Origin of the sequence: Sphingomonas sp. KC8 (assembly GCF_002151445.1) — a bacterium.
In the GTDB taxonomy this organism is placed as follows: Bacteria; Pseudomonadota; Alphaproteobacteria; order Sphingomonadales; family Sphingomonadaceae; genus Sphingomonas_E.
Window position 1 is genome coordinate 2,196,270 of sequence record NZ_CP016306.1, and the last position, 25,178, is coordinate 2,221,447.

General features: G+C 65.6%; 31 protein-coding genes. 9 read left to right on the forward strand and 22 right to left on the reverse strand.

Translation table 11 applies throughout. The features are described 5' to 3' along the window. Positions 1-11: 11 nt before the first annotated feature. The 15 genes from fliR to KC8_RS10450 form a co-directional block, all read right to left on the reverse strand. Positions 12-794, reverse strand: coding sequence for a flagellar biosynthetic protein FliR (fliR, locus tag KC8_RS10380; RefSeq protein ID WP_010126050.1), 783 nt, complete (start codon positions 792-794; stop codon positions 12-14). After that, positions 791-1,063: a flagellar biosynthesis protein FliQ gene (gene fliQ / locus KC8_RS10385; RefSeq protein ID WP_010126051.1), complete on the reverse strand. Its 273-nt coding sequence runs from the start codon at positions 1,061-1,063 to the stop codon at positions 791-793. The genes fliR and fliQ overlap by 4 nt, the downstream gene beginning before the upstream one ends. Continuing rightward, positions 1,063-1,869 carry a flagellar type III secretion system pore protein FliP gene (gene fliP, locus KC8_RS10390; RefSeq protein WP_010126053.1) on the reverse strand — a complete coding sequence of 269 codons (807 nt, stop codon included), beginning with the start codon at positions 1,867-1,869 and terminating at the stop codon, positions 1,063-1,065. The genes fliQ and fliP overlap by 1 nt, the downstream gene beginning before the upstream one ends. After that, a complete protein-coding gene (locus KC8_RS10395) occupies positions 1,856-2,137 on the reverse strand; it encodes a flagellar biosynthetic protein FliO (RefSeq protein WP_010126054.1) in 282 nt (93 codons plus the stop codon). The genes fliP and KC8_RS10395 overlap by 14 nt, the downstream gene beginning before the upstream one ends. Continuing rightward, a complete protein-coding gene (gene fliN / locus KC8_RS10400) occupies positions 2,134-2,451 on the reverse strand; it encodes a flagellar motor switch protein FliN (RefSeq protein ID WP_029624606.1) in 318 nt (105 codons plus the stop codon). The genes KC8_RS10395 and fliN overlap by 4 nt, the downstream gene beginning before the upstream one ends. A 4-nt stretch (positions 2,452-2,455) precedes the next feature. Continuing rightward, positions 2,456-3,445 (reverse strand): flagellar motor switch protein FliM, encoded by a 990-nt coding sequence (locus tag KC8_RS10405; RefSeq protein WP_010126056.1) that lies wholly within the window; start codon positions 3,443-3,445, stop codon positions 2,456-2,458. Positions 3,446-3,449: 4 nt separating this feature from the next. Beyond that, on the reverse strand, positions 3,450-4,031 hold the full coding sequence (locus tag KC8_RS10410) for a flagellar basal body-associated FliL family protein (RefSeq protein WP_010126057.1): 582 nt from the start codon (positions 4,029-4,031) through the stop codon (positions 3,450-3,452). Between the two features lie 13 nt (positions 4,032-4,044). After that, positions 4,045-5,754 carry a flagellar hook-length control protein FliK gene (locus KC8_RS10415; RefSeq protein ID WP_010126058.1) on the reverse strand — a complete coding sequence of 570 codons (1,710 nt, stop codon included), beginning with the start codon at positions 5,752-5,754 and terminating at the stop codon, positions 4,045-4,047. Then, positions 5,751-6,179, reverse strand: a complete 429-nt coding sequence (locus KC8_RS10420; protein ID WP_010126059.1) for a hypothetical protein — start codon at positions 6,177-6,179, stop codon at positions 5,751-5,753. The genes KC8_RS10415 and KC8_RS10420 overlap by 4 nt, the downstream gene beginning before the upstream one ends. Beyond that, the gene (locus tag KC8_RS10425) at positions 6,176-7,447 is read right to left on the reverse strand and encodes a FliI/YscN family ATPase (protein ID WP_050805429.1); all 1,272 of its coding nucleotides are present in this window, start codon (positions 7,445-7,447) and stop codon (positions 6,176-6,178) included. Before KC8_RS10425 ends, KC8_RS10420 begins: the two co-directional genes overlap by 4 nt. 86 nt (positions 7,448-7,533) lie before the next feature. Continuing rightward, a complete protein-coding gene (locus KC8_RS10430; protein ID WP_029624609.1) occupies positions 7,534-8,160 on the reverse strand; it encodes a FliH/SctL family protein in 627 nt (208 codons plus the stop codon). Next, positions 8,153-9,187 carry a flagellar motor switch protein FliG gene (fliG, locus tag KC8_RS10435; protein WP_010126062.1) on the reverse strand — a complete coding sequence of 345 codons (1,035 nt, stop codon included), beginning with the start codon at positions 9,185-9,187 and terminating at the stop codon, positions 8,153-8,155. Before fliG ends, KC8_RS10430 begins: the two co-directional genes overlap by 8 nt. Next, positions 9,180-10,940, reverse strand: coding sequence for a flagellar basal-body MS-ring/collar protein FliF (gene fliF, locus KC8_RS10440; RefSeq protein WP_010126063.1), 1,761 nt, complete (start codon positions 10,938-10,940; stop codon positions 9,180-9,182). The genes fliG and fliF overlap by 8 nt, the downstream gene beginning before the upstream one ends. A gap of 3 nt (positions 10,941-10,943) precedes the next feature. Further along, the gene (gene fliE / locus KC8_RS10445) at positions 10,944-11,303 is read right to left on the reverse strand and encodes a flagellar hook-basal body complex protein FliE (RefSeq protein ID WP_010126065.1); all 360 of its coding nucleotides are present in this window, start codon (positions 11,301-11,303) and stop codon (positions 10,944-10,946) included. Between the two features lie 13 nt (positions 11,304-11,316). Next, a complete protein-coding gene (locus KC8_RS10450; protein ID WP_029624611.1) occupies positions 11,317-12,597 on the reverse strand; it encodes a sigma-54 interaction domain-containing protein in 1,281 nt (426 codons plus the stop codon). A gap of 309 nt (positions 12,598-12,906) precedes the next feature. Here KC8_RS10450 and KC8_RS10455 point away from each other — a divergent pair, with 309 nt between their 5' ends. After that, complete coding sequence (locus KC8_RS10455) at positions 12,907-13,725, forward strand: flagellin N-terminal helical domain-containing protein (protein ID WP_010126067.1); 819 nt, start codon at positions 12,907-12,909, stop codon at positions 13,723-13,725. 113 nt (positions 13,726-13,838) lie between these two features. Beyond that, entirely contained in the window at positions 13,839-14,456 is a 618-nt protein-coding gene (locus KC8_RS10460) for a hypothetical protein (protein ID WP_010126068.1), read from the forward strand. Here KC8_RS10460 and KC8_RS10465 read toward each other — a convergent pair. From KC8_RS10465 to KC8_RS10495, 7 genes are all read right to left on the reverse strand, one after another. After that, entirely contained in the window at positions 14,404-15,132 is a 729-nt protein-coding gene (locus tag KC8_RS10465) for a FliA/WhiG family RNA polymerase sigma factor (protein ID WP_010126069.1), read from the reverse strand. The two genes, KC8_RS10460 and KC8_RS10465, sit on opposite strands and share 53 nt — an antisense overlap. A gap of 36 nt (positions 15,133-15,168) precedes the next feature. Beyond that, positions 15,169-17,286 (reverse strand): flagellar biosynthesis protein FlhA, encoded by a 2,118-nt coding sequence (gene flhA, locus KC8_RS10470; RefSeq protein ID WP_029624612.1) that lies wholly within the window; start codon positions 17,284-17,286, stop codon positions 15,169-15,171. Between the two features lie 103 nt (positions 17,287-17,389). Further along, the gene (locus KC8_RS10475) at positions 17,390-17,707 is read right to left on the reverse strand and encodes a hypothetical protein (protein WP_010126072.1); all 318 of its coding nucleotides are present in this window, start codon (positions 17,705-17,707) and stop codon (positions 17,390-17,392) included. Beyond that, on the reverse strand, positions 17,704-17,994 hold the full coding sequence (gene flgM / locus KC8_RS10480) for a flagellar biosynthesis anti-sigma factor FlgM (protein WP_010126073.1): 291 nt from the start codon (positions 17,992-17,994) through the stop codon (positions 17,704-17,706). The genes KC8_RS10475 and flgM overlap by 4 nt, the downstream gene beginning before the upstream one ends. 66 nt (positions 17,995-18,060) lie before the next feature. Further along, positions 18,061-18,603 carry a flagella basal body P-ring formation protein FlgA gene (locus KC8_RS10485; protein ID WP_010126074.1) on the reverse strand — a complete coding sequence of 181 codons (543 nt, stop codon included), beginning with the start codon at positions 18,601-18,603 and terminating at the stop codon, positions 18,061-18,063. Positions 18,604-18,651: 48 nt separating this feature from the next. After that, a complete protein-coding gene (locus tag KC8_RS10490) occupies positions 18,652-19,140 on the reverse strand; it encodes an OmpA family protein (protein ID WP_010126075.1) in 489 nt (162 codons plus the stop codon). Further along, on the reverse strand, positions 19,137-19,808 hold the full coding sequence (locus tag KC8_RS10495; protein ID WP_037496386.1) for a MotA/TolQ/ExbB proton channel family protein: 672 nt from the start codon (positions 19,806-19,808) through the stop codon (positions 19,137-19,139). The genes KC8_RS10490 and KC8_RS10495 overlap by 4 nt, the downstream gene beginning before the upstream one ends. Before the next feature lie 334 nt (positions 19,809-20,142). Between KC8_RS10495 and flgB the strand changes: the two genes are divergently transcribed. From flgB to KC8_RS10530, 7 genes are read left to right on the forward strand one after another with little or no spacing between them, the layout of a single operon-like run. Beyond that, positions 20,143-20,496 carry a flagellar basal body rod protein FlgB gene (flgB, locus tag KC8_RS10500; RefSeq protein ID WP_010126078.1) on the forward strand — a complete coding sequence of 118 codons (354 nt, stop codon included), beginning with the start codon at positions 20,143-20,145 and terminating at the stop codon, positions 20,494-20,496. Next, positions 20,493-20,903: a flagellar basal body rod protein FlgC gene (flgC, locus tag KC8_RS10505; RefSeq protein WP_010126079.1), complete on the forward strand. Its 411-nt coding sequence runs from the start codon at positions 20,493-20,495 to the stop codon at positions 20,901-20,903. The genes flgB and flgC overlap by 4 nt, the downstream gene beginning before the upstream one ends. Next, the gene (locus KC8_RS10510; RefSeq protein WP_010126080.1) at positions 20,900-21,565 is read left to right on the forward strand and encodes a flagellar hook assembly protein FlgD; all 666 of its coding nucleotides are present in this window, start codon (positions 20,900-20,902) and stop codon (positions 21,563-21,565) included. Before flgC ends, KC8_RS10510 begins: the two co-directional genes overlap by 4 nt. A gap of 52 nt (positions 21,566-21,617) precedes the next feature. Next, entirely contained in the window at positions 21,618-22,925 is a 1,308-nt protein-coding gene (locus KC8_RS10515) for a flagellar hook protein FlgE (RefSeq protein WP_010126081.1), read from the forward strand. Between the two features lie 19 nt (positions 22,926-22,944). Continuing rightward, positions 22,945-23,691, forward strand: coding sequence for a flagellar basal body rod protein FlgF (locus KC8_RS10520; RefSeq protein WP_010126083.1), 747 nt, complete (start codon positions 22,945-22,947; stop codon positions 23,689-23,691). Between the two features lie 24 nt (positions 23,692-23,715). After that, positions 23,716-24,504, forward strand: coding sequence for a flagellar basal-body rod protein FlgG (gene flgG, locus KC8_RS10525; RefSeq protein ID WP_010126084.1), 789 nt, complete (start codon positions 23,716-23,718; stop codon positions 24,502-24,504). A gap of 4 nt (positions 24,505-24,508) precedes the next feature. Next, positions 24,509-25,177 carry a flagellar basal body L-ring protein FlgH gene (locus tag KC8_RS10530; protein ID WP_010126087.1) on the forward strand — a complete coding sequence of 223 codons (669 nt, stop codon included), beginning with the start codon at positions 24,509-24,511 and terminating at the stop codon, positions 25,175-25,177. The last annotated feature ends 1 nt before the right edge of the window (position 25,178 follow it).

Consider the following 25,178-nt stretch of genomic DNA (forward strand, 5'->3'; position numbering starts at 1 on the left):
CGAACGGTTATCTAGGCGCCCTGCGCCAGTTGCGCGGCCATTTCCAGCCCGCGCTGGATCGCGCCGAGAATGGCATCCGCCATCACCGGCGCGGCAATCGCCATCAGGACGATCCCGGCCAGCAAGGCGGCAGGCAGGCCGACCGAAAACAGGTTCATCGCCGGGGCCGAACGCGACAGCATCCCCATCACCACCTGAACCAGAATGATCCCGAACGCGACAGGTAGCGCGATCACCACACCCGCCGCAAAGACGATGCCGCCAAAATCCACCAGCCCCTTGATACTGCCGGCGCCCAGCCATGCCTGCCCCGGCGGCAGCGCGACGTAGCTTTGGAACACCAGAGCCGCGAGCGCGAGGTGCCCGCCGATCGCCAGGAACAGAAAAGTGCCGAGAATCGACAGGAACTGCCCGATCGCCGGGCTGGCCTGGCCCGATTGCGGATCGATCATGCTGGAAAAGCCGAGGCCCATCGCATTGCTGATCGTTTCCCCGGCGAGCAAGGCGGCGGAAAAGCCGATCTGCACGGCAAAGCCCATGGCGAGGCCGACCAGCACCTCGCTCAGCACCAGCGAGAACCCTTCGATCGATGCGATGCCCGCGTCGGGCAAGGTGAACGGCACCGCCGCCGTCGCCGGAATGCCCACCGCCAGCGCCACGATCAGGCGAAGCTGGACGGGCACCTGCGGACTGCCGAACACCGGGGCTGCCAGAAACGCGGCCCCCGGCCGGATCATCGCCAGCATCCACAGCCACAACTGCGCCTCGACCCCGGCAAAGCCGGCGGGCATCATCGCATCAGATCCGGGATACGCGCGAACATGTCGCGGGCGAAATCCGCGACCAGCAACAGGATCGCTCCGCCGAAAATGGCCAGCGCGATGCCGACGATGATCAGCTTGGGCACGAAACTCAGCGTCTGTTCGTTGATCGATGTCGCGGCCTGGATCATACCGAGGATCAGGCCGGCGGCCAGTGCCGGGATCAGGATCGGCGCGGAAGCCAGAGCCAGCACCCACAAGGCCTGCTGCGCCACGCCGACGAAATAATCGGGGTCGGCCATCATGTGACGAACGATCCGGCAAGCGATCCCATCGTCAGCGCCCAGCCATCGACCATCACGAACAGCAGCAGCTTGAACGGCATCGACACGATCGATGGCGACAGCATCATCATACCCAGCGCCATCAAGGTCGACGCCACCACCAGATCGATGATCAGGAATGGCAGGAAGATGAGGAAGCCGATCTGGAACGCGGTCTTCAATTCGCTCGTCACGAATGCCGGCAGCAGGATCGAAAAGGGAATGTCGGTCGCCTTGGCGAAAGGCGGCATCTTGGCCATGTCGGCGAACAGCTTCAGATCTGTCTGCCGGGTCTGCTTGACCATGAAACCATGGAGCGCAGTGCCCGAACGCTGGATCGCATCCTCGATACCGATCTGTCCGGCGCCATAAGGCGTATAAGCGTTGGTGTTGATCTGTTCGATCACCGGCCGCATCACGAACAGCGACAGGAACAGGGCCAGGCCGACCAGCACCTGATTGGGCGGCGTCTGCTGCAGCCCCAGCGCCTGCCGCAGGATCGACAATACGATGATGATCCGCGTGAAGCTTGTCATCATCAGCACCAGCGACGGCAGCACCGTCAGCAGGCTCATCAGGACAAGAATCTGGAGCGACAGCGACAGCGGGCGGCCGTCGCCCGAAATCGTGTTCATCGCCCGATCCAGCGCCCCCGGTCCGCCCGGCGTGGGCACCGTTTGCGCGAAGGCCGGATGGGCCAGCAGCAACAGCAATCCGCCGACGGCCAGCCCGCTCAGCAGGCGCAGGCCCCACGGCCGAACGACCCGCGCCTCAGCGCGGCCCATCGCCGGCCCCTTCGGGGATATCCCCTTCGGCGATCAGGTCCATGCGGCCACGCGACACGCCGACCAGATAGCGCTTGCCCGAAAATTCGACGACGGCCAGCCGGCCCATCGCGCCCATCGGCACCGCATCCACCACCTTCACCGCACGATCGCGCGGACCGAAGCTCATGCCCGGCTGCACACGCCGCCACAGCCAGAGCGCGCCGAATGCCATCCCCGCCACCAGCGGCAGCAGGATCAGGAGGCGCAATATGTAAGCGGTCATCATGCCCGGCGTTCTAGCCCCGCGAGGCGCGCGTCGGTCGCCACCACATCAACGATGCGGATACCGAACCGGCCGTTCACCGTCACCACCTCGCCCTTGGCGATCAGCGTACCGTTGACAAGGATATCGAGCAGCTCATTGGCTTGGCGATCGAGTTCGACCACGCTGCCTTCGGCCAGATCGAGCAATTCGCTGAGCTTGAGCGAAGTCGATCCCACTTCAACCGAAAGCCGCAGCGGAATATCCGCCAGCATCCGCATGTTGCGGCCGGATTGCGCATCGGCGGCGACCGCCGGAACATCGGTCATGTCGCTCATTTCGTCATCCTTGCTCAACCTGTTCGACCATCAGTGCGGCCCGCCCCTCTTGTTCCCCGATCGTCCCATAAGCCAGTCGTTTGTTGGCGACAATCAGGGGCACCTTGGGCACCAGCGTGATCGGGATGACATCACCCACCTTCAGTTCCATCAATTGCGCGACCGTCAGTTCCGGGCGCGCCAGCACGCTGCGCACGGGCAGGCGGACATGGTTCAGTGCCGCCACCATCCGCGCCTTCCATTCACCGTCAACCGGGCCGTGATCGGTATGCACCTTGGCGGCAAGCTGCGCTTCATAGGGCCTGAGCGCCGCCAACGGATAGATGATCGACAGGATCGAAGAACGCCCGGTGCCCGGCGTGATCACGAATCGCTGCAAAACGACCGGTTCGTCCTGGCGTACCAAGCTGGCATAGGCCGCGTTGGTTTCACGCGATACGAAGGACGGGCTGAACGTCGCCACGTCGGCCCAGACATTGACGACACCTTCGACCACGCCATCGGTCAGGCGGCCGAGCAACCGTTCCTCGGTCGGTGTGAACTCCCGGCCGCGCTGCTTCACCGCGGCGCCACTGCCACCGTAAAAGGCGTCGACCATCGACGTCACGAATTCCGGTTCGACCACCACCAGCATCCCACCTTTCAGCGGGCGCAGGCGATACAGGCTGATGCTGGTGAAACTGGGCAGATCGGCGCGCCACCGGTCGAACCGCATCATCTGGTGGTGTTCGGCCGTCACCTGCACCTTGCTGCGCGCGAATGGCTCGACCACGGAGCGCAGATGGCGCGATAGCCGTTCGGCCATCCGTTCCAGGCCCGACAGGCGATCAGCCGACGGATAGCTGTCCTGCCCGAAGGTGAAAGGCCGGACCGTCGGCCCGCCGGCGCCAGCCGCGCCCCCATTGCCGTCCACGTCCGTCAGCTCCGCCATCAGCGCGCCGAGGGCTTCGTCGCCAAGCAGGGCATTGTCCGCGGACCGGGGGTCTTGCGTCATGACGTCACTGAATGATGAAGTTGGTGAAATACACGTCGTCCACGCCGCCAAAGCCCTCTTTCTGGATCAGAACATCGTTTATCGCTTTCTTCAGCGATTTTTGAAGCTCCTTCTTGCCGGCTGGCGTCGAGATCACAAATGAATCCTGATCGGCCAGCGTCATCAGCACGGCCGAACGGATTGCCATTTCATGCTCCTTCACCCGATCCAGCACGCGCTGGTCGTAATAAGTGGATACACCGACCGACACCTGCATGAAGCCATCCGAATCGCGCAGGTTCGACGTGAAATTCTGGGCCAGGTCGTAATAGGTCGCCTTATATTTGCCGGGGTCGATCGCGTCCTCGATCGGGCGTTCCTTCTTGTCGGCGGCATGGCCGCTTGCCGATGCGCCTTCTTTCGGCACCAGCTTGGGCTTGGTCGGATCTTCCGGTTCGGCTTTGTGGCCACCGGCCAACCCGGCACCGGCCGCGTACAGCCCCGCACCGACACCACCGCCGATCAGCGCGATCCCGCCGACCGCGATCAGCAGTATCGTCTTCAGCTTGCCCTTCTTCTTCGGCGTCTGCTTGTTGTCATCACTCACGTTTCAATTCCCGTCATGCATATCGTTCGCGGGGGCCGCCGCGCGTATCGGCCGGTTCATCATCTAGCGCGATCATGGTTACCGGCGCGTTTACGCGCGCCGGCTGTGCGTCCGGATGGGATTGGCCGGACTGGCCATCGCCCCAGCCGCGCTGGCCCTGGCCACCGCCCTGCTGGCTGAGATCGACATGCGTTTCCGCAATCTTCATGCCGTGCGCGCGGGCCTCGGCCACCAGCCGGCCCTGCGCGTCGGCCAGCGCTGCGCGCGCGCCTTCATTGTCCGTCGTTAGGCGCACCGATGCGCCGTCATCACCACGCATCACTTCGACATGGAGCGAGCCGAGATGTTCGGGATTGAGCTTGAAGCTGAGCTTCGTGTCCTGCGCGCCCGCAGCCACGATATCGCGCGCGAGCTGATCGAGCCAGGCGCTGTCGCGGGCGAGATCAAGCTGATGGCCCGCCACCAGTTGCGCCACGTCCGCGCCGGCGATGGTGGCGGCTGCCGGCTGCGTGCTGCCTGCCTGCGCTGTCGGCAACGGCGCAGGCGCAAGCGGCGCGCTGATATCCGCAACCCGATCGGCTGGTGCGGCGGCCGGCACGGGAGCGGGATCGTCGCCGCGCACCACGCTATCACCCGACGCCACCACGGCCGCCGGTGCGCCATCCGCCATCGCCGCCAGCGGCGTGAATATCGGCGTGGACGATGTAGCGAGCGGGGTAAAGCGCGCCGGTAGCGGCGTAGCCACCATGATCGGATCGGCCCCGCCATCGCTGGTCTCAACCGGCGCCGTCGCCACATTCGGCAGCGCATCGGCCGACACCGCGAACAAATCCCTGACGACGAAGGAGGGCGCGGACGGCGATGGTTCTGCTGCACCTGCCGGATCCGGCAACGCAGGCATGGCCACAAGCGGCGGGACAGCCGGGGACGTCGCCACAGGCATCGTCGCGGGTGTCGCAATCGCGCCATTGGGCACCTGCGGCGGCGGATCGGCCGATGCGCTATCCGTCGTCTTATGCTGGGGCGCGATGCGCACAAGCGGCGCCAGCCACGACGCTGGAATGATTGCCGGCGCAATCGCCGGTGCCGGGTCGGTGCCTCGCCTTTCGGCCCCGTCATCCTCACCGCCATCAGCGCTGCCGCCGATATGGGCGTTGTCAGCATCGGCTGTCCCCTGTTCCGGTTCGGCCGATTGATCGGCGATCAGGGAAGGCGCCATCCCACCCGTCACAGACGGTTGTGTGGACGGCGAAACCGGTTTTTCGGGCGGTAGCGCAGGAATCGGACCCGCGACCACGATATCGGGCGCGCCGTCCGTCGGTTCGGTAGTGGATAGGGCGGGCGCGCCAGCAGGCAGATCAACCGCGGGCACCGGCGTTAACACCGGCGCCGATGGAACTGATGTCGCTGCGGCAGGTGCCGCAAGCACCGCTGGCGACGGAACCACCAGTTCCTGCATCACCGCTGCGGTCGCCACCGGATCAACCGCGCCCTCCGCCAATGGCATCATCGCCGGGATAGCCGGGGATGCAGGCGGCGATGGCGACATGATTTCACCCTCGGCGGCATCCTTGGCGGGATGGCCTTTGCCGGGTGCGGCGCCAAGGCCCGCCACCACCGCATCAAACGCTGCGGTGGCTACATCTCCCGCAGCTTTCGGGGACACGCCTCCGCGCAAACTGGCGAGCATCGCCTGTCCGCTGTTGGCCGCACTCCCGATCATGCCGTTTTCCCTTCACTGCCCAGCGTACGGCGGCGTACGGCGCCGGGTGCGCGGCGTTCGCGATAGGCTTCCAGTGCACGGGCGGCCTTTTCGCCCAGCCGTTCGGCACTTTCCTGACGGATGCGCGCTTCCAGCCGCAGCGCTGCGGATTTGTCGACCGCCGCGCGCGCACCGACGATCGCATCGGTCAGGCCCGCGCGCGCGCTTTCCAGCCGCATCGCCATTTCGGCGGCGTTGACGAACGCGGCGCCGCTCAACCCGCCGGGGGCCACCGCCAGGCTTTCGCGCAGCAATTGCAACCGATCCGAACTGGTTTCCAGCGACGCCAGCCGTCCCTCGGCCTGCGCCACCACCGCCTGCGCCTGCAGATGCTGCACGCGACGCACGCGCACGATCCGCTCGCGCCGCTTGACCAGCGCCTTCACAAGCCGAACCCTGCAGCGAGCATGGCAGCCGACCGATCAAGATCGACGCGCTCCTTCTGCCCCTGCGCAATGAAGCCATGGATATCGGCGTGGCGCGCAATCGCCTCGTCGATCTGGGCGTCGCTGCCTTCGCGATACGCACCCATCAGGATCAGATCGCGATTTTCTTCATATACCGCCCACAGGCGACGCAAATTCGCAGCCGCGCGCTGATGTTCCGGATCGACGACATCGGCCATGACCCGGCTCAACGACTTTCCGACGTCGATCGCCGGAAACACGCCCTGTTCGGCCAGGCTGCGCGACAGGATGATGTGCCCGTCGACGATCGCGCGCGCGGTATCGACGATCGGATCATCGGTGTCGTCGCCATCGGCCAGCACGGTGTAGATCGCGGTGATCGATCCGCCGGTGCGCGCATCCGCCCCTGCCCGTTCGATCAGGCGCGGGATCAGCCCCAGCGCGGACGGCGGATAGCCCTTCATCGTCGGCGGTTCGCCCAGCGAAAGCCCGATTTCGCGCTGCGCATGGGCAACGCGGGTCAGGCTGTCGACCAGCAGAAGAACGCGCAAGCCAGCCTCGCGGAAAAATTCGGCAATCGCGGTCGCCCGCATCGCCGCGCGCAGACGCAGCAGCGGCGGGTGATCGGCCGGAACCGCCACGACGACGCTCTTCTGCCGGACCGCGCCCGGCAGCTTGGTCGCCAGAAAATCGGAAACTTCACGGCTGCGTTCGCCAACCAGGCCGACGACGATCACATCGCATTCCGCGCCGGCGATCATCTGCCCCATCAGCACCGATTTGCCGACACCGGAACCCGCCGCGATCGCGATTCGCTGGCCGACGCCGGCGGTCAGCAACCCGTTGATCGCGCGCACGCCCATGTCGAACGGTTCGGTCACCCGCGCCCGATTGAGCGGGTTGCCCAGCCGGCCCGCCAGCGGCCAGCGGTGGCTGGCGGTGATCGGGCCAAGGCCGTCCAGCGGTTCGCCCAGCGCATCGACGACACGACCGAGCAGTTCGACGCCCACTGCGACCGATCCGCCCTTATTGTCCGGTTCGACCCGCGCGCCGGTGATGTGCGGCGCATCGCTATCGAGCGCCATCATCAAGGTGCGGTTGCCGCGAAAACCGACGACTTCGGCACGGCAGACATTGCCGTCGGCGTCGATCACCCGCGCGCCCGATCCGATCGGCTGGTGGAAACCGGTCGCCTCCAGCATCAGCCCGTCATAGGCCGCAAGCCGGCCGATCCGGCGCGGCCCCATATGGGCAATGTCGATCCCGTCGAGCAGCGATGCCGCATGGCCGGCCAGCGCGCCGGTCCCGCCTGAAGCAGGGATGCCCGGCGCGATCACCGGGGCACGCCCATCTTGTCGAGCGCGATACGCAGCTTTTCGAGGCCGACTTCGGGGCCATCCTCGATCCAGCCTTCGCCGGTTTCGACCAGCACCATGCCGGGCACCAGCGCCGCATCCGCCACCATTTCGACCGGCAGGTCAGCGCCGATCAGGCGAACATGGTCCTCCGGCGACAGGCGCATCCGCGCGGGTGTCGATTCCTCTGCGATCAGTTCCGCCGCCGCATGCGCGCGGCTCAGGATGATATCCTTGTCGAGCGTCACTTCGCCGACAATCTGGCGGACCAGCCGTTCCACCGTTTCGGCCAGCAACAGCCCCAGTTCATGGTGCGGTTCGGGGCGCAGCGCATCCAGCATTTCGGCTAGCCGCAACAGCGCGTCGCGTTCGGCGGCGACCTCCATTTCCACCGTGTGGCGGCCTTCGGCAAAGCCCGCGGCAAAGGCATCGGCCTCCAGGGCGGCCACATCCGCCACCGGCTCGTCCACCGTCCGCGCGCTTGGCGCCGCCTTGCGCGCGGGCGCCGAACCCCATGGCGTAAAACGCGTCGCATCGGGTTCGCGGACGAAATCGCCAAGGCGCGCGGCCGCGATGCCGGTGGCGGCATTCCACATATCAGACATAATCGTCGCCCTTGCCGCCAAGGTTGATGGTGCCGGCATTGGCGAGCTGACGGGCGATGGCGAGCATCTCCTTTTGCGCGTCCTGCACTTCGGCCAGGCGCATCGGCCCGCGCTCCAGCATTTCGTCCATGATCGACTGCGCCGCGCGGCTCGACATGCAGCCGAGCATCTTGGCACGTAGCCGTTCGTCCGCGCCCTTCAGCGCGACGACCAGGATCGCATTGTCCACGGCACGCAGCAGCGTGCCCATATTCTTGTCGTCGAGCGCATTGAGGTTATCGAACACGAACATCTCGTCCTCGATCGTCCGCGCCAGCGTCTTATCAAGCTTGTTGAGCGAACGGATGATCCGCTGTTCGGCGCTGGTGCGCGTGCTGTTGACGATCTTCGCCGCCTCGCTCGCCCCACCCCGGCGCGACGTGGTGCCACCGCGCATCGTGTTGCCGAGCTGGCGGAGCAAGACGCGCTCCAGATCCTCCAGCGCTTCGGATGTCACCGGTCCCAGCTTGGCGATGCGATAGATGATGTCGGTCTGCGCGTCTTCATCCACCAGTTGCAGCACATCGGCTGCGATCGGCGGGTCGAGATGCGCCAGCACCAAAGCCGCAATCTGCGGATGTTCGTTTTCGATCAGCGTGGCGATCGTCCGCGGGTCCATCCATTTCAGCGCATCCAGCGTGTTGGTCCGCGTCGGCGGCGTGATCCGTGCCATGATATTGTCGGCGCGATCATTGCCCAGTGCGCGTTCCATCATCCCGCGAATATGACGGTCGGCGCCAAAGCCGATGGTGGTGCGCGCGCGGGCGCTGCCGACGAACAGATCCAGCACGCCGTTCACCTGCCGCTCGGTCACATCGGCGACGCCGAACATCGCACCGCCCAGCAACTGCACTTCATCGGGATCGAGCCGGCCGAGCACATCGGCGGCCTCTTCTTCCGACAACAGCATCAGCAGGATCGCGGCGGCCTCGCAACCGGCTGGCATGCGTTCATCGGTCGGCGGCGAAAGGGTGTCGGCCTCAGCCATTGCGGGCGTCTCCTGCAGGATGTTCAGCACGGATCAGATCGCGCACCACCAGCGCCGCGCGCGACGGATCCTGGCGCACGAAGCTGCGGATCAGTTCGGCGCGATCGGCGTAGCCCGGCGTCGCCTCGATCATGTCGAGCGTCACCGGCCGGGTCGGATCGATCCGGCTTTCATTGGCGATCGAAGCGGCAATTTCACGGCCGACCTGCGAACGCTGCGCCTCGCGATTGGCGGCGGTCTGTTCGGCCCGTTGCGCAGCCATTGCGATTCGGCGCTTAAGCAGCGGCCGCGCCACCCCGAACACCAGCAAAGCGGCGATCAGCAGGGCTGAAAGATTGCGCGCGGCAAGGCCCACCCACGGGGCGTCCCACCAGTTGCCGGCTGCCGATTCGACGCTGCTGGTCGCAAATTTGCGGCTGTTGACGGCGATCGTATCGCCACGGGCCGTATCGAACCCGACCGCGCCCTTTACCAGATCCTCGATCGCGGTCAGTTCGGCGCGCGGACGGGCCTTGCCATCCATATCCTTCAGCGCAACGGCAACCGACAGACGGCGAACCGTGCCCACCGGATTACGCGTCACCGAAACCTCACGGCCCAGCTCGAACGTCCGGTTGTAATTCTCGGTCGTACGCGCATCGGCGGCGGCAGTGCCGGGGGCCGGCACCGGCGCGCCCGGATTTTGCGGAGTCATCGCCCCGTTGGGTGCTGCGGCAACCTGGCTGGCGGGCGGGGGCTGGTTCGCGATCGCGCCGGGAACGCCGCCCACAGCCTGCGGGCCAAGCGGGCCGCCTTCCTTGGTCCATCCGCCCTGTTCGGCGCGGACGGTGGCAAGGTCCTTGGGATAACTTTCGCGCGTCGCCTGCACCTCGGCGAAATCGAGATCGGCGTGCACTTCGGCGGTGTAATTGCCAGCGCCGACGATCGGGATCAGCAGCTTGTCCAGCGCTTCACGATAGCGCTGTTCCATCTTTGCCTGGATGTCGATCTGGCGTTCGCTGGCATCGGTAGCGGCGTCGCCGCCCGCGCCCGACAACAATTTGCCCGACTGGTCGACGATCGAAACATCGTCCGGGCTGAGGCCCGGCACCGACGACGCGACAAGATGGGCGATCGCCTTGACCTGCGTGTCGCCCAGCGTGCGGCCGGGCTGCAATTGCAGCATCACCGACGCGGCGGACTGCTTGGTATCGCGCAGGAACACGCTGGGCTGCTCAACCGCAAGGTGCACACGCGCCGCCGCCACCGTATCGATCTGTTCGATCGTCCGGGCCAGATCCATCTCGCGCGCGCCGCGCAGCCGTTCGCCCTCCACCGCGCGGCTGGCGCCCATCGGCAGCGAACTGATCATCGCATCGCCGTCAGGCGCGCTCTTGGGCAGGCCCTGCTGCGCCAGCAGCATCTTGGCGCGATAGAAATCGGCATCGGATACGGTGAGCGTGCCGGTGTCGCGGTCGATCTTGTAATCCACCCCGGCCGACGTCAGCGCATCGGCCACGCCGGCCTTGTCGGCATCGGCGAGACCGCGGAACAGATCGCGCTGCGGCGCCTGCGAAAAGGCCATCCACGCCAGCGCCGCAAGGCCGAGCATGGCGATCAGGCCGATCATCGGCAGGCTGCGCTGCACGGCCGGCTGGTCCATCACGCCTTTCAGGCGATCGACCATCTGGCCCACGGGCGGGCGACCGCCGGGAGAAAGGGCAAGGGCGCGTCCGGGAACGGCAGCGTCGGGCGAGGTTGCGAGATCAGCCATGGATTATACCGGCATGCTCATGATGTCCTTGTAAGCAGCAAGGAGCTTGTTGCGGACCTGGAGGGTGGCCTGAAAGCCGAGGCTGGCCTGCTCGCGTTGCAGCATAACCGCAGCAATGTCGGTCGTTTCGCCGCGCTCATAGGCTTCCGAAACCGCACCCGCCTTCGACTGAAGATCGTTGACGGACGACAGCGCCTTGCCCAACGCACTCGTAAAATCAGCTGGTTTCTGCGGCTCTCCAACGCCCGGCGCGGTAATCGGCGCCACTTCCGCAGGGCGCTGCGCGGCTTTTTGAAGTGCAGCATTTTGCTGCAGGATCGCACTGCGCATCTGCAGCAGGCTGGAACTGTCGATACGGCTCATGCCCTATCCCCCTTCACGCTGCCGCACGCATATCGGCAAGCCGATAGCGCAAGGTGCGTTCGCTGATCCCCAGCCGTTCGGCGGCGCGCAGGCGGTGCCCGCCGGTCGCCGCCAGCGCATCCGCAATCGCCCGCGCCTGCAGGGTCCTGGCAATATCCGCCAGCCGGTGCGGTGCCGCGTCCTCGGCCGGAAGTTCGGGTACGACGATATATTCGGCCGGTTCGGCCGGCTGCGCCGGTGCCGGGATCGCGGTCTCGATGCTCAGGTCGTGCGCTTCGATGCGACCGCCATCGCGCAGCAGCAGCGCGCGCTGCAGGACATTTTCCAGCTCGCGGACATTGCCGGGCCAGCTATGCGCCATCAGCCGGTCGAGCGCGGCAGCCGTCGGCCACGCAAATGTTTCGCCGGCCGGCATGTGCCGCACCAGCAAGGCCGCCCCGATCGCACGGATGTCCTGACGGCGTGCCCCCAGCGGTTTGAGCGCCAACGGCATGACATTCAACCGCCAGTAAAGATCGGCGCGGAACCGGCCGGCCGCCACTTCGGCGGCGAGATCACGGTTGGCGGCGGCGATGATCCGCACGTCGACAGCCACGCTTTTGGTCGCGCCGACGGGCAGCACTTCGCGCTCCTGCAACGCGCGCAGCAGCTTGGCCTGCAGCGCCAGCGGCAGTTCGGCGATTTCATCCAGCAGCAGCGTGCCGCCGTCCGCGGCGCGGAACAGCCCTTCGCCCGATGCGCCCGCACCGGTGAAGCTGCCTTTCTGGTGCCCGAACAACATCGCTTCGAGCATGGTTTCGGGCAGCGCTGCGCAATTGACCGCGATGAACGGCTTGGTTGCGCGCGGGCTGACCGCGTGAATGTAGCGAGCAACGCCCTCCTTGCCCGTGCCGGTTTCGCCCAGCACAAGGACGGTCGCGTCGGAGCGGGCAACCTTCGTCGCCAGCGCCAGAAATTTCGCGCTGGCCGGTTCGCCACAAGCAGGCCGCCCCGCTGGCCGGGCCAGTTCGGCGACCAGCGCATTGCCAAACGCCATGTCGTCGAAGCCGAAGCGCAAACGCGCCGGCATGCCATTGGCGGCGGGATGGAATTCGGGCGCGCCGGGCAGAAATTCGACCAGTATGTCGCGATGCGTGGCGGCGGCGATCTCGGCGGCATCGAGGATGCGAATCTCGTCACGCTCGCGCGGTTCGGCCAGCGCGACAATCGCGGCATCATACCCAAGGCCCTGCAGCCAGTTCGCCAGCGTGGGATTGGCTTCAACCACCCGTTCGCTGAGACCGATCATCGGCATTTCTGGCGCCCCCCGTTGAGCCGCCCCCTGACGACTCTTTCCGTATGACGATCAGAAATATGGTTTGTTGGTTACCAACCGCTTAATTTTAGTGATCGCGTTCGTTTTCGCGCTCACGCCGCCTACGCAGGCCCGCGCGTGATGCGTGCGCACACGCGTAGGACGCTGTTGATCCAACCGGACGACCCCCGTGAAATTTTTACGCAGGCCCTTCCCTAAACCTCCTGTGCCGTCCGCCGTTAACCGGATCGTGGCTGCCACGGACCGTTGGTCGGACAGCCTGGCCAATCGAGCGGGAAAGGAACAACCGTGACTGTCATCAACACCAACACCGGCGCCCTGCGTGCACAAAATGGTTCGCGTATCGCCAATGCCCAGATGCAGACCGCGATGGAACGTCTGTCGACCGGCAAGCGCATCAACAGCGCCAAGGACGACGCCGCCGGCCTCGCCATTGCATCGACCATGACGTCGCAGATCCGTGGCATGGGCCAGGCAGTGCGCAACGCCAATGACGGCATCTCGATGGCGCAGACGGCCGAAGGCGCGCTGGATGAAGTCAGCAACATGCTGCAGCGCATCCGCGAACTGTCGGTGCAGGCCAACAGCGGCACCTACTCGACGTCGGACAAGGCCAATCTGCAGGTCGAAGTGAAGGAACTGCAGACCCAGATCAGCGACATCCTCACCAAGTCGGAATTCAACGGCAACAAGCTGTTCGACGGCACGGCCGGCACGGCTGGCGTCGTGAAGATCCAGGTCGGCGCGAATGCGGGCGACACCGTCGATCTCAGCCTGACCAACATCAGCACCGATTATACGGCTGCGCTCGCGGTCAATGTGTCCACCGGCACCTCGGCGGACATCACCACGCTCAACACCGCGATCGGCAAGGTCGCCACGACCCGCGCCACGCTCGGTGCTTCGCAGAGCCGCCTGAACTCGACGATCAACAACCTGTCGACCAACATCACCAACCTGTCCGACGCCCGTTCGCGGATCGAGGATACGGATTTCTCGGCAGAAACCACCAACCTCGCCAAATCGCAGATCCTGTCGCAGGCATCCACCGCGATGCTCGCCCAGGCCAACCAGAGCGCGCAGGGCGTACTGAGCTTGCTCCGCTAAGGACCTGGTCCTCCTTAACGGGTGAGGACGAGGCCCCCGGCGCAACCCCCACGCGCCGGGGGCCTCAATCTATGGAAACAGACCAACAGCAAGCCGTGACGGGAACAGCGGGCATGAACAAGCAGCCAGACGTGGATGACTTCGACAATGCCGTCACCTTCGCCGATGCATCGCTCGACGTGACCGATGCCTCCGCGGATGTGGACGTGCTGGATGCGGCGGCCCCCGTTCCGGAAAATCCGGCCGAACCCTCCACCCCGCCGGTGGCAGCGACAGCAAAAGCGTCAGCGTTTACCGCGCTGCGTGCCAATCTCCCGTTGGTCATCGCCGCCCTTGCCGTGTTCACCAGCCTGGTGGCAACGATCGGCCTGATCGTGGCCAGCCGCAACATGGCTGCGGCGAACCAGCGCATCGCCGCCCTCGAAGAAACCGTCCGGCAGGCAACCAGGGCGCGGCCGGCCGTCATGGTCGCTACCGCCCATGGCAACCCGCCCCAGACCGCCACGGCAACGCCAGTGGATGTCCGCGCGGCGCTCGATGATTTTCGCCGGGATCTGGTGCGCTACCAGAATATGGGCAGTCAGGCCGCCTGGGTGGATGCCGTGCGTGATGGGCAGGCCGAACTTGCCAACCGCGTCAACAGCATTGGGGAAAAGCTCGATCGGATCGATCGACGGCTCAACAATAGTCGGCCAGCTTCCCCCGCAACCGATCGAGCGCGGCCTTCTTGATCTGGCAGACGCGCGCGGCGCCCACGCCCAAGGTCAGGCCGATTTCCTCCAGGTTCATTTCCTCGACGAAATAAAGCTGCAGCACCATCGCCTCGCGCTCCGGCAGATCGGCGATATGGCCGGCCAGCATGTCGCGCAGCTCATCGCGCTCCAGCGTCTGGTCCACCCGCTCTTCGACATCGGCGAACCACATCGACTGGTCCGAATAAACCTCGTCCAGCGATTCCTGGCGAACCGATTCGGTGCTGTCGATCGCCTCGCGATAGTCTTGCGCGGTCATCCCCATCGCATCGGCCATTTCGGCTTCGGTCGCGGGGCGGCCCAGCGTCTGTTCGAGTTTGGCGCGCACGCCGCCGATTTCACGGCGGCGGCCCATCGCCGATCGGCAGATCGTGGCATGACGACGAAGATGATCGATCATCGCGCCGCGGATGCGCATCGTCGCATAGGTGGCGAAGGCGAAGCCGCGATCTTCGAAATTGTTGGCCGCCTCGACCAGCGCGACCATCCCGATCTGGATCAGGTCCTCCACATCAATCGCATTCGATACCCGGCCATGCACATGCCAGGCGATGCGGCGGACAAGCTGCATATGATCCCGCGCCAGTTCGGCCGGCCGGGGCCGCGTGGGGCGGCGCTGGTACGTCTGACTGGCAGCGGCATTAGCGAAGGACATTCACAGCCTCCCTTGCGGAGATCTTGAGGACCATCATCATTGTACAAGCTCGCGATCGGTGACGGCCGGCGTGGCACCGCCGACGACGGCGACCACTTCGACCGGCTTGCCATCGGGGATTTCGAGGAAGGACAGGATCGGCACGTCGGCCAGATGCGGCTTGAGCAGCCGCGCCAGCGGACGACGCGCGAGCGGCGATGTCACGATCGCGAACTGCCGCGCTTCGGCCAGCAGCGGCTGGGCCGCTTCGGTGACGGCGGTGACGACGCGATTGGCAAGGCCAGGTTCGAACGGATGCGTCGCGGTCGGCCCCGCGCGCACGGCCTGCGCCAACAGCGCCTCCAGCCCGCCGTCCAGCGTGACGACCGGCAAAGGCATGCGGATCGGCACCAATGTCTGGATGATGATCGGGCCGATGCGCATCCGCACCGCTTCCAGCATTGCCGAAGGATCGCTTTCCTCGCGCGCGGATTCGACCATCGCTTCGGCGATCCGGCGGAAATCCTTCAGCGGCACGCCTTCGGCCAGCAGGCCACGGCTCAGCCCTGCGATCTGCGCGAGGTTCAGCGGCTGCGGGGTCAGGCCCGCCACCAGTTGCGGCGCGCTGTCCTTCAGCGCGTCGAGCAGTTTCTGCGCTTCATCCATGCCAAACAGATCGGCGGCCGCATTGGCGATGATCTGGTTGAGGTGGGTGGCGATCACCGTTGCGGGATCGACCACGGTGTAGCCCGCGACCACCGCTTCGGTGCGCTTGTCGGGTGCGATCCATACCGCTTCCAGCCCGAAACTCGGATCGCGCACGCCCCGCCCTTCGACCGTGCCTTCCAGCGCCCCGCTATCCAGCGCGAGCAGATCTTCGGGCCAGCATTCATCCTCACCCATGATCACACCGGCGACGGTGATGCGGTAGGCATTGGGTTCCAGCGCAAGATTGTCGCGCACCCGCACCATCGGCACGACGAAGCCCAGTTCGCGGCTCAGCTGACGGCGGATACCGGTGATCCGCGCCATCAGCGGCGCGCCCTTGCGCTCGTCGACCATCGAAATCAGGCCGTAGCCCAGTTCAAGGCCCAGCACCGCGCCGTCCGAAACTTCGTCCCAGCCGATCGCCGACGGCACCGGCGCCACAGTGGCCAGTGCGGCTTCGGCTTCGGCGGCCAGCGCGGCGTCCCGCTCCGGCCTGGCGCGAAGCTGCCAGGCGATCCACCCCGCAATGCCGGCGGCCGGCAGGATGATCATGTGCGGCATCCCCGGCATCACGCCGAGCAGGAACAGAATGCCGGCAACCGGCGTCCACGCCTTGGCCGATCCGAACTGGCTGGTGATCTGGCCCGACAGATCGAATGGCGATGCCACGCGGGTGACGATCGCGGCGGCGGCGATCGACAGCAAAAGCGCCGGGATCTGCGCGACCAGCGCATCGCCGATGGCGAGCATGACATAGGTCTGCGCGGCATCGGCCATCGTCATGCCATGGCTCATCACCCCCAGCACCAGGCCGCCGAGAATGTTGATGACAAGGATCAGGACACCGGCAACGGCGTCCCCCTTCACGAATTTCGACGCACCATCCATCGAACCATAGAAGTCGGCCTCGGTCGCCACTTCGACGCGGCGGGCCTTGGCTTCATCCGGGGTCAGCAATCCGGCATTGAGATCGGCGTCGATCGCCATCTGCTTGCCGGGCAAGGCATCGAGGGTGAAGCGCGCCGACACTTCGGACACGCGGCCGGCGCCCTTGGTGATGACGACCAGATTGATGATCATCAGGATCGCGAAGACAAAGATGCCGACGGCCCAGTCGCCACCGATCAGGAAATGGCCGAATGCCTCGATCACATGGCCGGCGGCGTCCGTCCCTTCATGCCCGTCGACCAGCACGACGCGGGTCGACGCGACGTTCAGCGACAGGCGCAGCAGGGTGGCGAACAGCAGCACCGTCGGGAAAGCAGAAAAGTCCAGCGGCTTGGCCGCGTTCAGCGCGACCATCAGCACGGCCAGGCTGATCATGATGTTGGCGATGAAACCGATGTCCAGCACCAGCGATGGCACCGGCACGATCATCAGCCCGACCAGCATCAGCGTGGCGAAAGGCAGGATCGCGCCTTTGCCGGCGCTAGCCCAGATGGATTTGTTCAAAGCGTTCGTCGCCATGCTGTTTCCCGCGAATATGCCCACGGAAAAAAGCAAGGATCGTGCCAGTTTTAACCATGACGATCAGGCGATGGGATCCCGGCCTCGACCGGGCGAACGGCGGCTACAGCTTGCCGCTGCGGCCATATGCGATGGCGGGCGCGATATTGGCCCCCAGCGCGGCCAGCCCGTCAAGGCGGCGGCGGTTGGCATCGGCATAATATGCGCAGCGCAGGCGCGCCGCTTCGGCCTGCGCCATCGCATCGGCAATGCGGGCCTTCAATTCGGGGGTGTCGCGCCAGCCGCCAGCGGTCTGGATCGCGGTAACGGCGTCGCGAAAGGCGGCGGATGCGGCCTCGATCGCGGTCACGTCATTTTCATCGAGCGCACGCACCAGCACGCGCCCGGCCTCGGTCACACGGTCGACAGCGGCAATGCTCATCCGCGCGGGGGCAGATCGAGCGCGATCATCTTGGCCGCGATCGCCTTCACTTCCAGCGCATAGGCGCCATTGGCGATCGCCGCGCGGATTTCCTGAACCCGCGCCAGATCCACCGGCGCGCCGGCAGCTGCCATATCCTTTGCCGGATTGGCCGGCGCAGGGGCTTCATCGCTTCCGCCCACACCGGGGACGGCAGCGACCTGCCCGGTCGATCCACCACGCTGCACGCCGTGCGCACGGCTGGTGTCGACCTTTCCTGTTCCCTTCGGTCCGATGCTGTCGATCATCTTTCCATCCTTCGGGTACTGATAACAGACCATATCATGGCCTTTAACGACCGAATTCAGAATTCTTTAAATACCTGGAACACGAACCACCCCAAAATCGACGACTTCCACCATGATCGGCTGGGCTTTCGGGCCGGAACGCACGCGAATCCGCTCTCCCGGCGCGCCATCCTGTTCGGCGATCACCTGGTTGGAAACGCTGAATCCGGCACGCGCCGTGCGGATTTCCACCGGATCGCCGCGACGGATCACGGGTGCGGCCCGGATAGCACGGGCCGGTGCCGCTGCCTGGGCCATGGCCGGCTGCATCGCGCCACCCGGTATCAGCGGCACGCGGATGCGCCAGCCGATTTCGGCGCAGCGCACCACCGCCGCCCCCGCCATGGGCGGATCAATCGTCACCGTGCCGGGGCAAGCCGCCAGCTTCATCCGCCGGTCGATCGGCGCCGCAGGCCCGCCCGGCTGGCCGATATCCGCGCCCAGCGCGATCACCAGCCGCCGTTCCGCCGCATCCAGATTCTGGAACTGGCCGATCTGGGCGGCGGCTGGTCCGGCCGCGGCCATGATCAAACCGAAACCACCGATCATCGAGGTCAAACTGCGCTGCATGGTGCCAAATCCTATCATTCGATGGGATATCAGCAAAAATCGCGCCAATTAGGCCGCCGGCACCCGGATCACCCGAATGACCTGTCCATTTTCGGTTTTTTGAGAAAGGGTTGATGGGATCGCGATGTCGATGGCGCGTTCGTCCACGCCGCCCGCACGGATCGCCCGGCCGATCGCGGCCGCGCGCGCCGCCGCCAGTTCCCACCGATCGAAACGCTGCGCGGCACCGTCACTGCCTTCGCTGACGATCCGGATCGACGCCTTTTCCGCCTTGGCCCGCGCCCCGATCGCCGCCAACGCCTTCGCCGCCGCCGGGGTCAGCACCGCTTCGCCGGGTTGGAACAATGTGGCGGCCCGAAAGGGCACGTCGCGCTGCGCGCTGTCCGGCTGGGCGGCATCGCCAAAGGCCGATCGCATCCCCGCCGCCAATTGTTCGGGACGCCCGTTCTGTGCCTGCAACAGAACGAAAAAGCCAAGCAACAACAGGCACAAATCTGCAAAGCTCACCGCCCAGCGCGGCGCGCGGACGGCCTTCACGAAACCACCCGCAACGCCGGCCGCACGCCATTCAGTTCGGCGTGCGCCAGCATTTCGAACCGATCCAACACGCGGCGCTGCCAGGCGATTTCGGCCTCGGACAGCCGTTCCAGCCGCGCGGCGATCGGCCCGGCGATCGCGCTGGACAGGATGATGCCATACAGCGTGGTGAGCAGCGCTAGCGCCATGGGCGGGCCGATCCTGGCGGCATCGTCCATCGCCGCGAACATGCCGATCAGCCCGGCGATGGTGCCGATCATGCCCATGGCCGGGGCCGCATCCGCCAACGCCGCCCAGAATCCCGCTGCCCCTGCATGGCGCCGGCGGCGTTCGGCAAGTTCGCTGCGCGCCCACAATGCAAACCGTTCGGGCGAACTGGCGCTGGATAGCTGAAATGCGGCGCGGCGCAGAAAACGTCCTGCGGTTTGAACACGATCCGCGCAGGCGATACCCTTGAGCTGCGCCACCGCTTCCACCGCGTTCGCGGCGCGGGTGGCGGCGGCGGCATCCGCTTCGGGATCACCGCGCACCATCGGCCCGAGCGCGGCAAAGGCCCGCGCCACATCGCCGCGGGCCGATCGCGCCACCGCGATTGCGAATGCGCCGCCAAAAACGATCAGGATCGAAAGCGGATCGAAAAATCGGCCGATATGCTCAAGCAAAGCCATTGGTCCCGGTCCCGCGCGCCCGCACCGGCCCCGTTTTTCCCGGATTGCCGGTCAGGCGGCAAAAAATTGCCGCCCCCGGCAAAAGTTTGCCGGATGCCCCCATCTCGTTCGCAGAGGTCCGCAGAAATCCCGGATTTTTCCAGTCTGGCACGGCCCTTGCTGTTCTCACCGCGCCCGGAAAGGCGCCGCTCGACAATCCCAAGAACGGCTGCCCGACCAAAAGCTTTATAGAGCGATTTCGCGCCGACGGAGTTCGGTTGGCAAAAAATCGCGATGTCCCAGTGAAGACGCGGGGTTCGGCCGGGCCGAAACCGCCGAGGCAAGGAAAGTCGTGATGCTGACGTCCGATACGGTGTTTGGAGTGCATGGAGACGCACTGGCGCTACGCAGCCAGCGTCTGGCGCTCCTGGCCTCCAATATCGCGAACGCGTCGACGCCGGGATACAAGGCGCGCGACATGGATTTCACCAAGGCGCTGGATATGGCGCAGGGTGGCACGGCCGCCGATGCCGCCGCCGGATCCGCCATGGGCTATCGCGTGCCGCTGCAGCCGTCGCAGGACGGCAACACCGTCGAACTGTCGACCGAACAGACGATCTTCGCCGAGAATGCGGTGCAGTATCGCACCACCCTCTCCTTCCTCAACGGCCGCATCAATACGTTGATGACGGCGCTCAAGGGCGAATGAGCATGGCAGGGCCGCTCTCCGTTTTCGATATCGCCGGACGCGCAATGTCCGCGCAGATGGTGCGCCTCAACACGACGGCATCGAACCTCGCCAATGCAGGGTCCGTGTCCGCCACCAAGGAAGGTGCGTTCAAGGCGCTGAAGCCGGTGTTCATGCCGGTCACCGATCGCGCCGGCGTCGCCACCGTTCAGGTCAGCTCGATCCTCACCTCCACCAACGAGGCGGTGAAGAAGCATTCACCCGATCATCCGCTGGCCGACAAGAATGGCGACGTGTGGGAAGCCAATGTCGATAGCGCGGCCGAGATGGTCGAAATGCTGGAAACGGCGCGTGCCTACCAGAACAATGTTCAGGTCTTGCAGACAGCCAAGACCCTCACCCTCGATACGCTGAGGCTCGGCAAATGACATCGATCACCGGACAAGGTTATCTCGACACGCTCGGGAGCAACACGGGCAAGGCGCCGCCCAGCGGCACGCTCGACCAGAACACATTCCTCACGCTGATGACCACGCAGTTGAAGACGCAGGATCCGTTCGATCCGGTCGACAACACCCAGATGGTCGCGCAGATGGCGCAGTTCTCGCAGGTTTCCGGCATCGCCGAAATCAACAAAAGCCTGAAGACGATGGCCACCGATCTTGCGTCCGCGCGGATCGGCAATGTCGCCACCTGGATCGGCAAGGCCGCACTGGTCGGCTCGTCCACCGCCACGCCGCTGGCCGATGGCAGCTATGCATTCGAAGCCAATCTGCCCGAAGACGCCACCAACGTGCAGATCGATCTGGTCGATGCGTCGGGCGCGGTCGTCCATTCGACCAACCTCGGCGCCCAGAAAGCCGGCGCGGTCGGCTATAATTGGGAAGCCAAGGATGCCGACGGCAAGGCGCTCGCCACCGGGCCGCTCAAGGTGCTGGTCAGCGCTTATGGCGCCAGCGGCGCGATGAAGCCCACCGTTTCCACTTGGACGATGATCAACGGCGTCCAGTCGCCGGCTGCCGGCGGGGCCGCCCAGCTCATCACCCCGCTCGGCATCGTCAAGCCGGAAGAGGCGCAGCGCCTCGCCTGATTTCGTCCCCCGATCCTTCCTCTGATTCCGCATTCGACAACGGAGATCCGCAATGTCCTTCTACACCTCGCTGTCCGGCCTCAAGGCGGCCCAGACCGATCTTTCGGTCGTTTCGAACAACGTCGCCAACGTCGGCAGCACCGGCTTCAAGAAGAGCAAGGCCGAATTTGGCGACATCATTTCGGCCGCCCCGCTCCAGTCGGCATCGATCGCGGGTCAGGGCACGCGGCTGCGTGCGATCACCCAGCAGTTCACGCAGGGCGGGTTCGAAACCTCGGATCGCGCGCTTGATCTCGCCTTGTCGGGCCAGGGCTTCTTCGTCACCCGTTCGGGCATCACCGGCGGCCAGGTCGCCTTCACCCGCAACGGCACCTTTTCGGTCGACAGCGATCGTTTCGTCACGGATTCGTCGGGCGCCTATCTGCAGGTGCTACCGGTCGACAGCCGCGGTTCGGTGACGGCCACCAGCCTCGATGCGACGCGCAACCTCCAGTTGCCGCTCACCTCGGGCCAGCCCAAGGCGACCAGCCTGCTCAAGATGGCGGTCACGCTGCCGGTCAGCGCCGATCTGCCGGCATCGCGGATCAACTATACGCCCGATACGCCATACGCGTTCAGCCGCTTCGATTCGAACAGCTACAATCAGAGCACGGCGACCACAGTATATGATGCGGTCGGCAACGCCTTGCCCGCGACGCTCTATTTCACGCGCACCTCGCTGCCGACTTCGGCCAACCCGAACAGCACCTGGGAAGCGCGGCTGTTCGTCGGCGATCAGGAAATCAGTTCGGATCCGGCCACCCCGACACCGCCGGTGCCGCTGGTGCTGACGTTCAACGATGCCGGCCAGATTCAAGGCCCGCTCAATCCGGTGCAATATGCCGATGCGCAGCCGGTGGGCGCGATCGCGCCGCTGTCGATGAGCATCGATTTCGGCCTGTCGACCAAGCAGGCGCAGGCGCCCTTCACGATCTCGTCGGTCAATCAGGACGGTTTCGCCGCCGGCCAGCTCGATGGCGTCACCGTCACGCCGGACGGCCTTGTCACCGCCAGCTTCTCCAACGGCGAAACCCAGCCGCTGGGCAAACTCGTCCTCGCCAACTTCGCCAACCCGTCGGGCCTGCGTCAGGTCGGCGACGCCAAGTGGACGGTGACCGGCAAGTCGGGCGATCCGATCGTCGGCACGGCCGCGGCCTACGGTTTCGGCACAATCCAGTCGGGCGCGCTCGAACGGTCGAACGTCGACGTGACCGAAGAACTGGTCGCGCTGATTTCCGCGCAGCGCAATTTCCAGGCGAACGCCAAGGCCATCGAAACCGCGAATACGATGACCCAGGCGATCATCAACCTGCGCAACTAAGGGCTAGGGGCGTCACGCCATGGACCGGCTGATCTACAGTTCGCTTTCGGCGATGCGGGGCGCGATGGCGCGTCAGGCAACGACCGCGAACAACCTGGCCAACGCCAACACGACGGGCTTCCGCGCCGAAATGGCGTCGGTCCGCCCGTTGTGGGTGCGTGGGGCGGGGTTCGAAAGTCGGGCGCCGTCCTCGGAAGAGGTGATCTCGGCCGATATGCGCGCCGGCGCCATCGTGCAGACGGGGCGCAGCCTCGACGTGGCGCTTTCGGGCGATGCGTTGCTGGGCGTCCAGGCCGAAAATGGCGAGGAAAGCTACACCCGGCGCGGCGATCTGACGATCGCGGCCAGTGGCCTGCTTACCACTGGCGATGGCGTGCCGGTGCTGGGCGAAACCGGCCCGATCACGATGCCCCCGGCGGACGATATCAAGATCGACGAACAGGGCGTCATCTGGATCCGGCCGCAGGGCGCGGATCCGACCGCGCCGATGCAGCAGGTCGATCGGCTGAAACTCGCCAGCCCTACCGGGTCACGGATCGTCAAGGGGCTGGACGGGCTGTTCCGCGTCGAAGGCGGCGGCACGCTGCCGTCCGATCCGGTGGCGCGGCTTACCGCCGGCAGCCTTGAAGGCTCCAACGTCAATGCCACGCAGGCGCTGGTCGATATGATCGACGCCAGCCGTTCGTGGGAAATGCAGATCAAGCTCGTCACCACCGCCAAGGAACTCGACAGTTCGGCGGCGGATCTGATGCGCCTGCCCGACTGATCTTCGAAAGAAGGATAGCACCAGATGACCAACGCCGCCCTCCACGTCGCCCGCACCGGGCTTGATGCCCAGAACATGCGGATGCGGGTGATCGCGAACAACCTCGCGAACGTGAACACCACCGGGTTCAAGCGCGATCGCGCCAGCTTCGAAACGCTGGCCTATCAGGCGCTCACCGCCCCTGGAGCACCTTCGTCGGCCGACAATAAATATGCCACCGGCCTGTCGCTCGGATCGGGCGTGCAGGTGAAGGGCACCGCCAAGATTGACACGCAGGGCACCTTGCAGACGACGGGCGGCGCGCTCGACATGGCGATCGAAGGGGGCGGCTTCTTTCAGGTGGAAATGCCCGACGGGCGCACCGCCTACACCCGCGCGGGCGATTTCAAACTGTCGAGCGAAGGCACGATCGTCACCGACGACGGGATGCCGCTGGTACCGCAGATCCAGATACCCGAAGGGGCGCAGTCGATCACGATCGGCACCGACGGCACGGTTTCGGCCCAGATCCCCGGCCAGACCGCGCTGCAGGAACTCGGCCGCATCGAAACCGCGCGCTTCACCAATCCGGTCGGCCTGGAATCGCTGGGCAACAACCTGCTTGCCGAAACGCCGGCCTCAGGCGCGCCGCAGGTCGGCACCGCAGGTCTCGATGGCCGCGGATCGATCCGCCAGGGTTCGCTCGAAGCATCGAACGTCAATGTCGTCGAGGAACTGGTCGACATGATCGAGACGCAACGCGCCTACGAGGTCAATTCCAAGATGATCAAGGCGACCGACGAAATGCTGCAATATGTCAACCAGCAGTTCTGATCGGATGCGCGCCGCACTCGCCTTTGGCATCGCCGCCGTCGCGCTGGCCATGCCCGCACATGCCGGGCTGTTCGGGTCCAAGAAGCCCAAGCCCGATTTCGCGCCGGCTTATGCCCCGGCGCCGCCGCCGGCACCCGCCAATGGCGCGATCTTCCAAGTGTCCCACGGCTATGCCCCGCTCACCAGCGGCGCGCGCGCCTCGATGGTCGGCGATGTGCTGACGATCCTGCTGGTCGAACGCACCCAGGCAACCAAGAGCACCGCGTCGAACACCGATCGTTCGGGCAGCATCGGGCTGACCCCGCCGGCCACCGGCCCGCTGGCGTTGTTCGACCCCAGCGACGTGACGGCCAGCGGCGGCGCAAAATTCGACGGCAAGGGGGCGGCCTCCCAGTCCAACGCACTGTCCGGCGAAATCAGCGTCACGATCGCAGCCGTCTATCCCAACGGCACCTATCTGGTGCGCGGCGAAAAGCTGCTGACACTCAATCGCGGGGACGAAATGATCCGCATTTCCGGCATCGTCCGTGCCGCCGACATCAGCACCGACAACCGCGTGCTATCCACCCGCGTAGCCGATGCCCGCATCAGCTACGCCGGCAAGGGCGATGTCGCGCGGGCCAGCAAGCCGGGCTGGCTCAGTTCCTTCTTCTCCATCATCAGCCCGTTCTGAG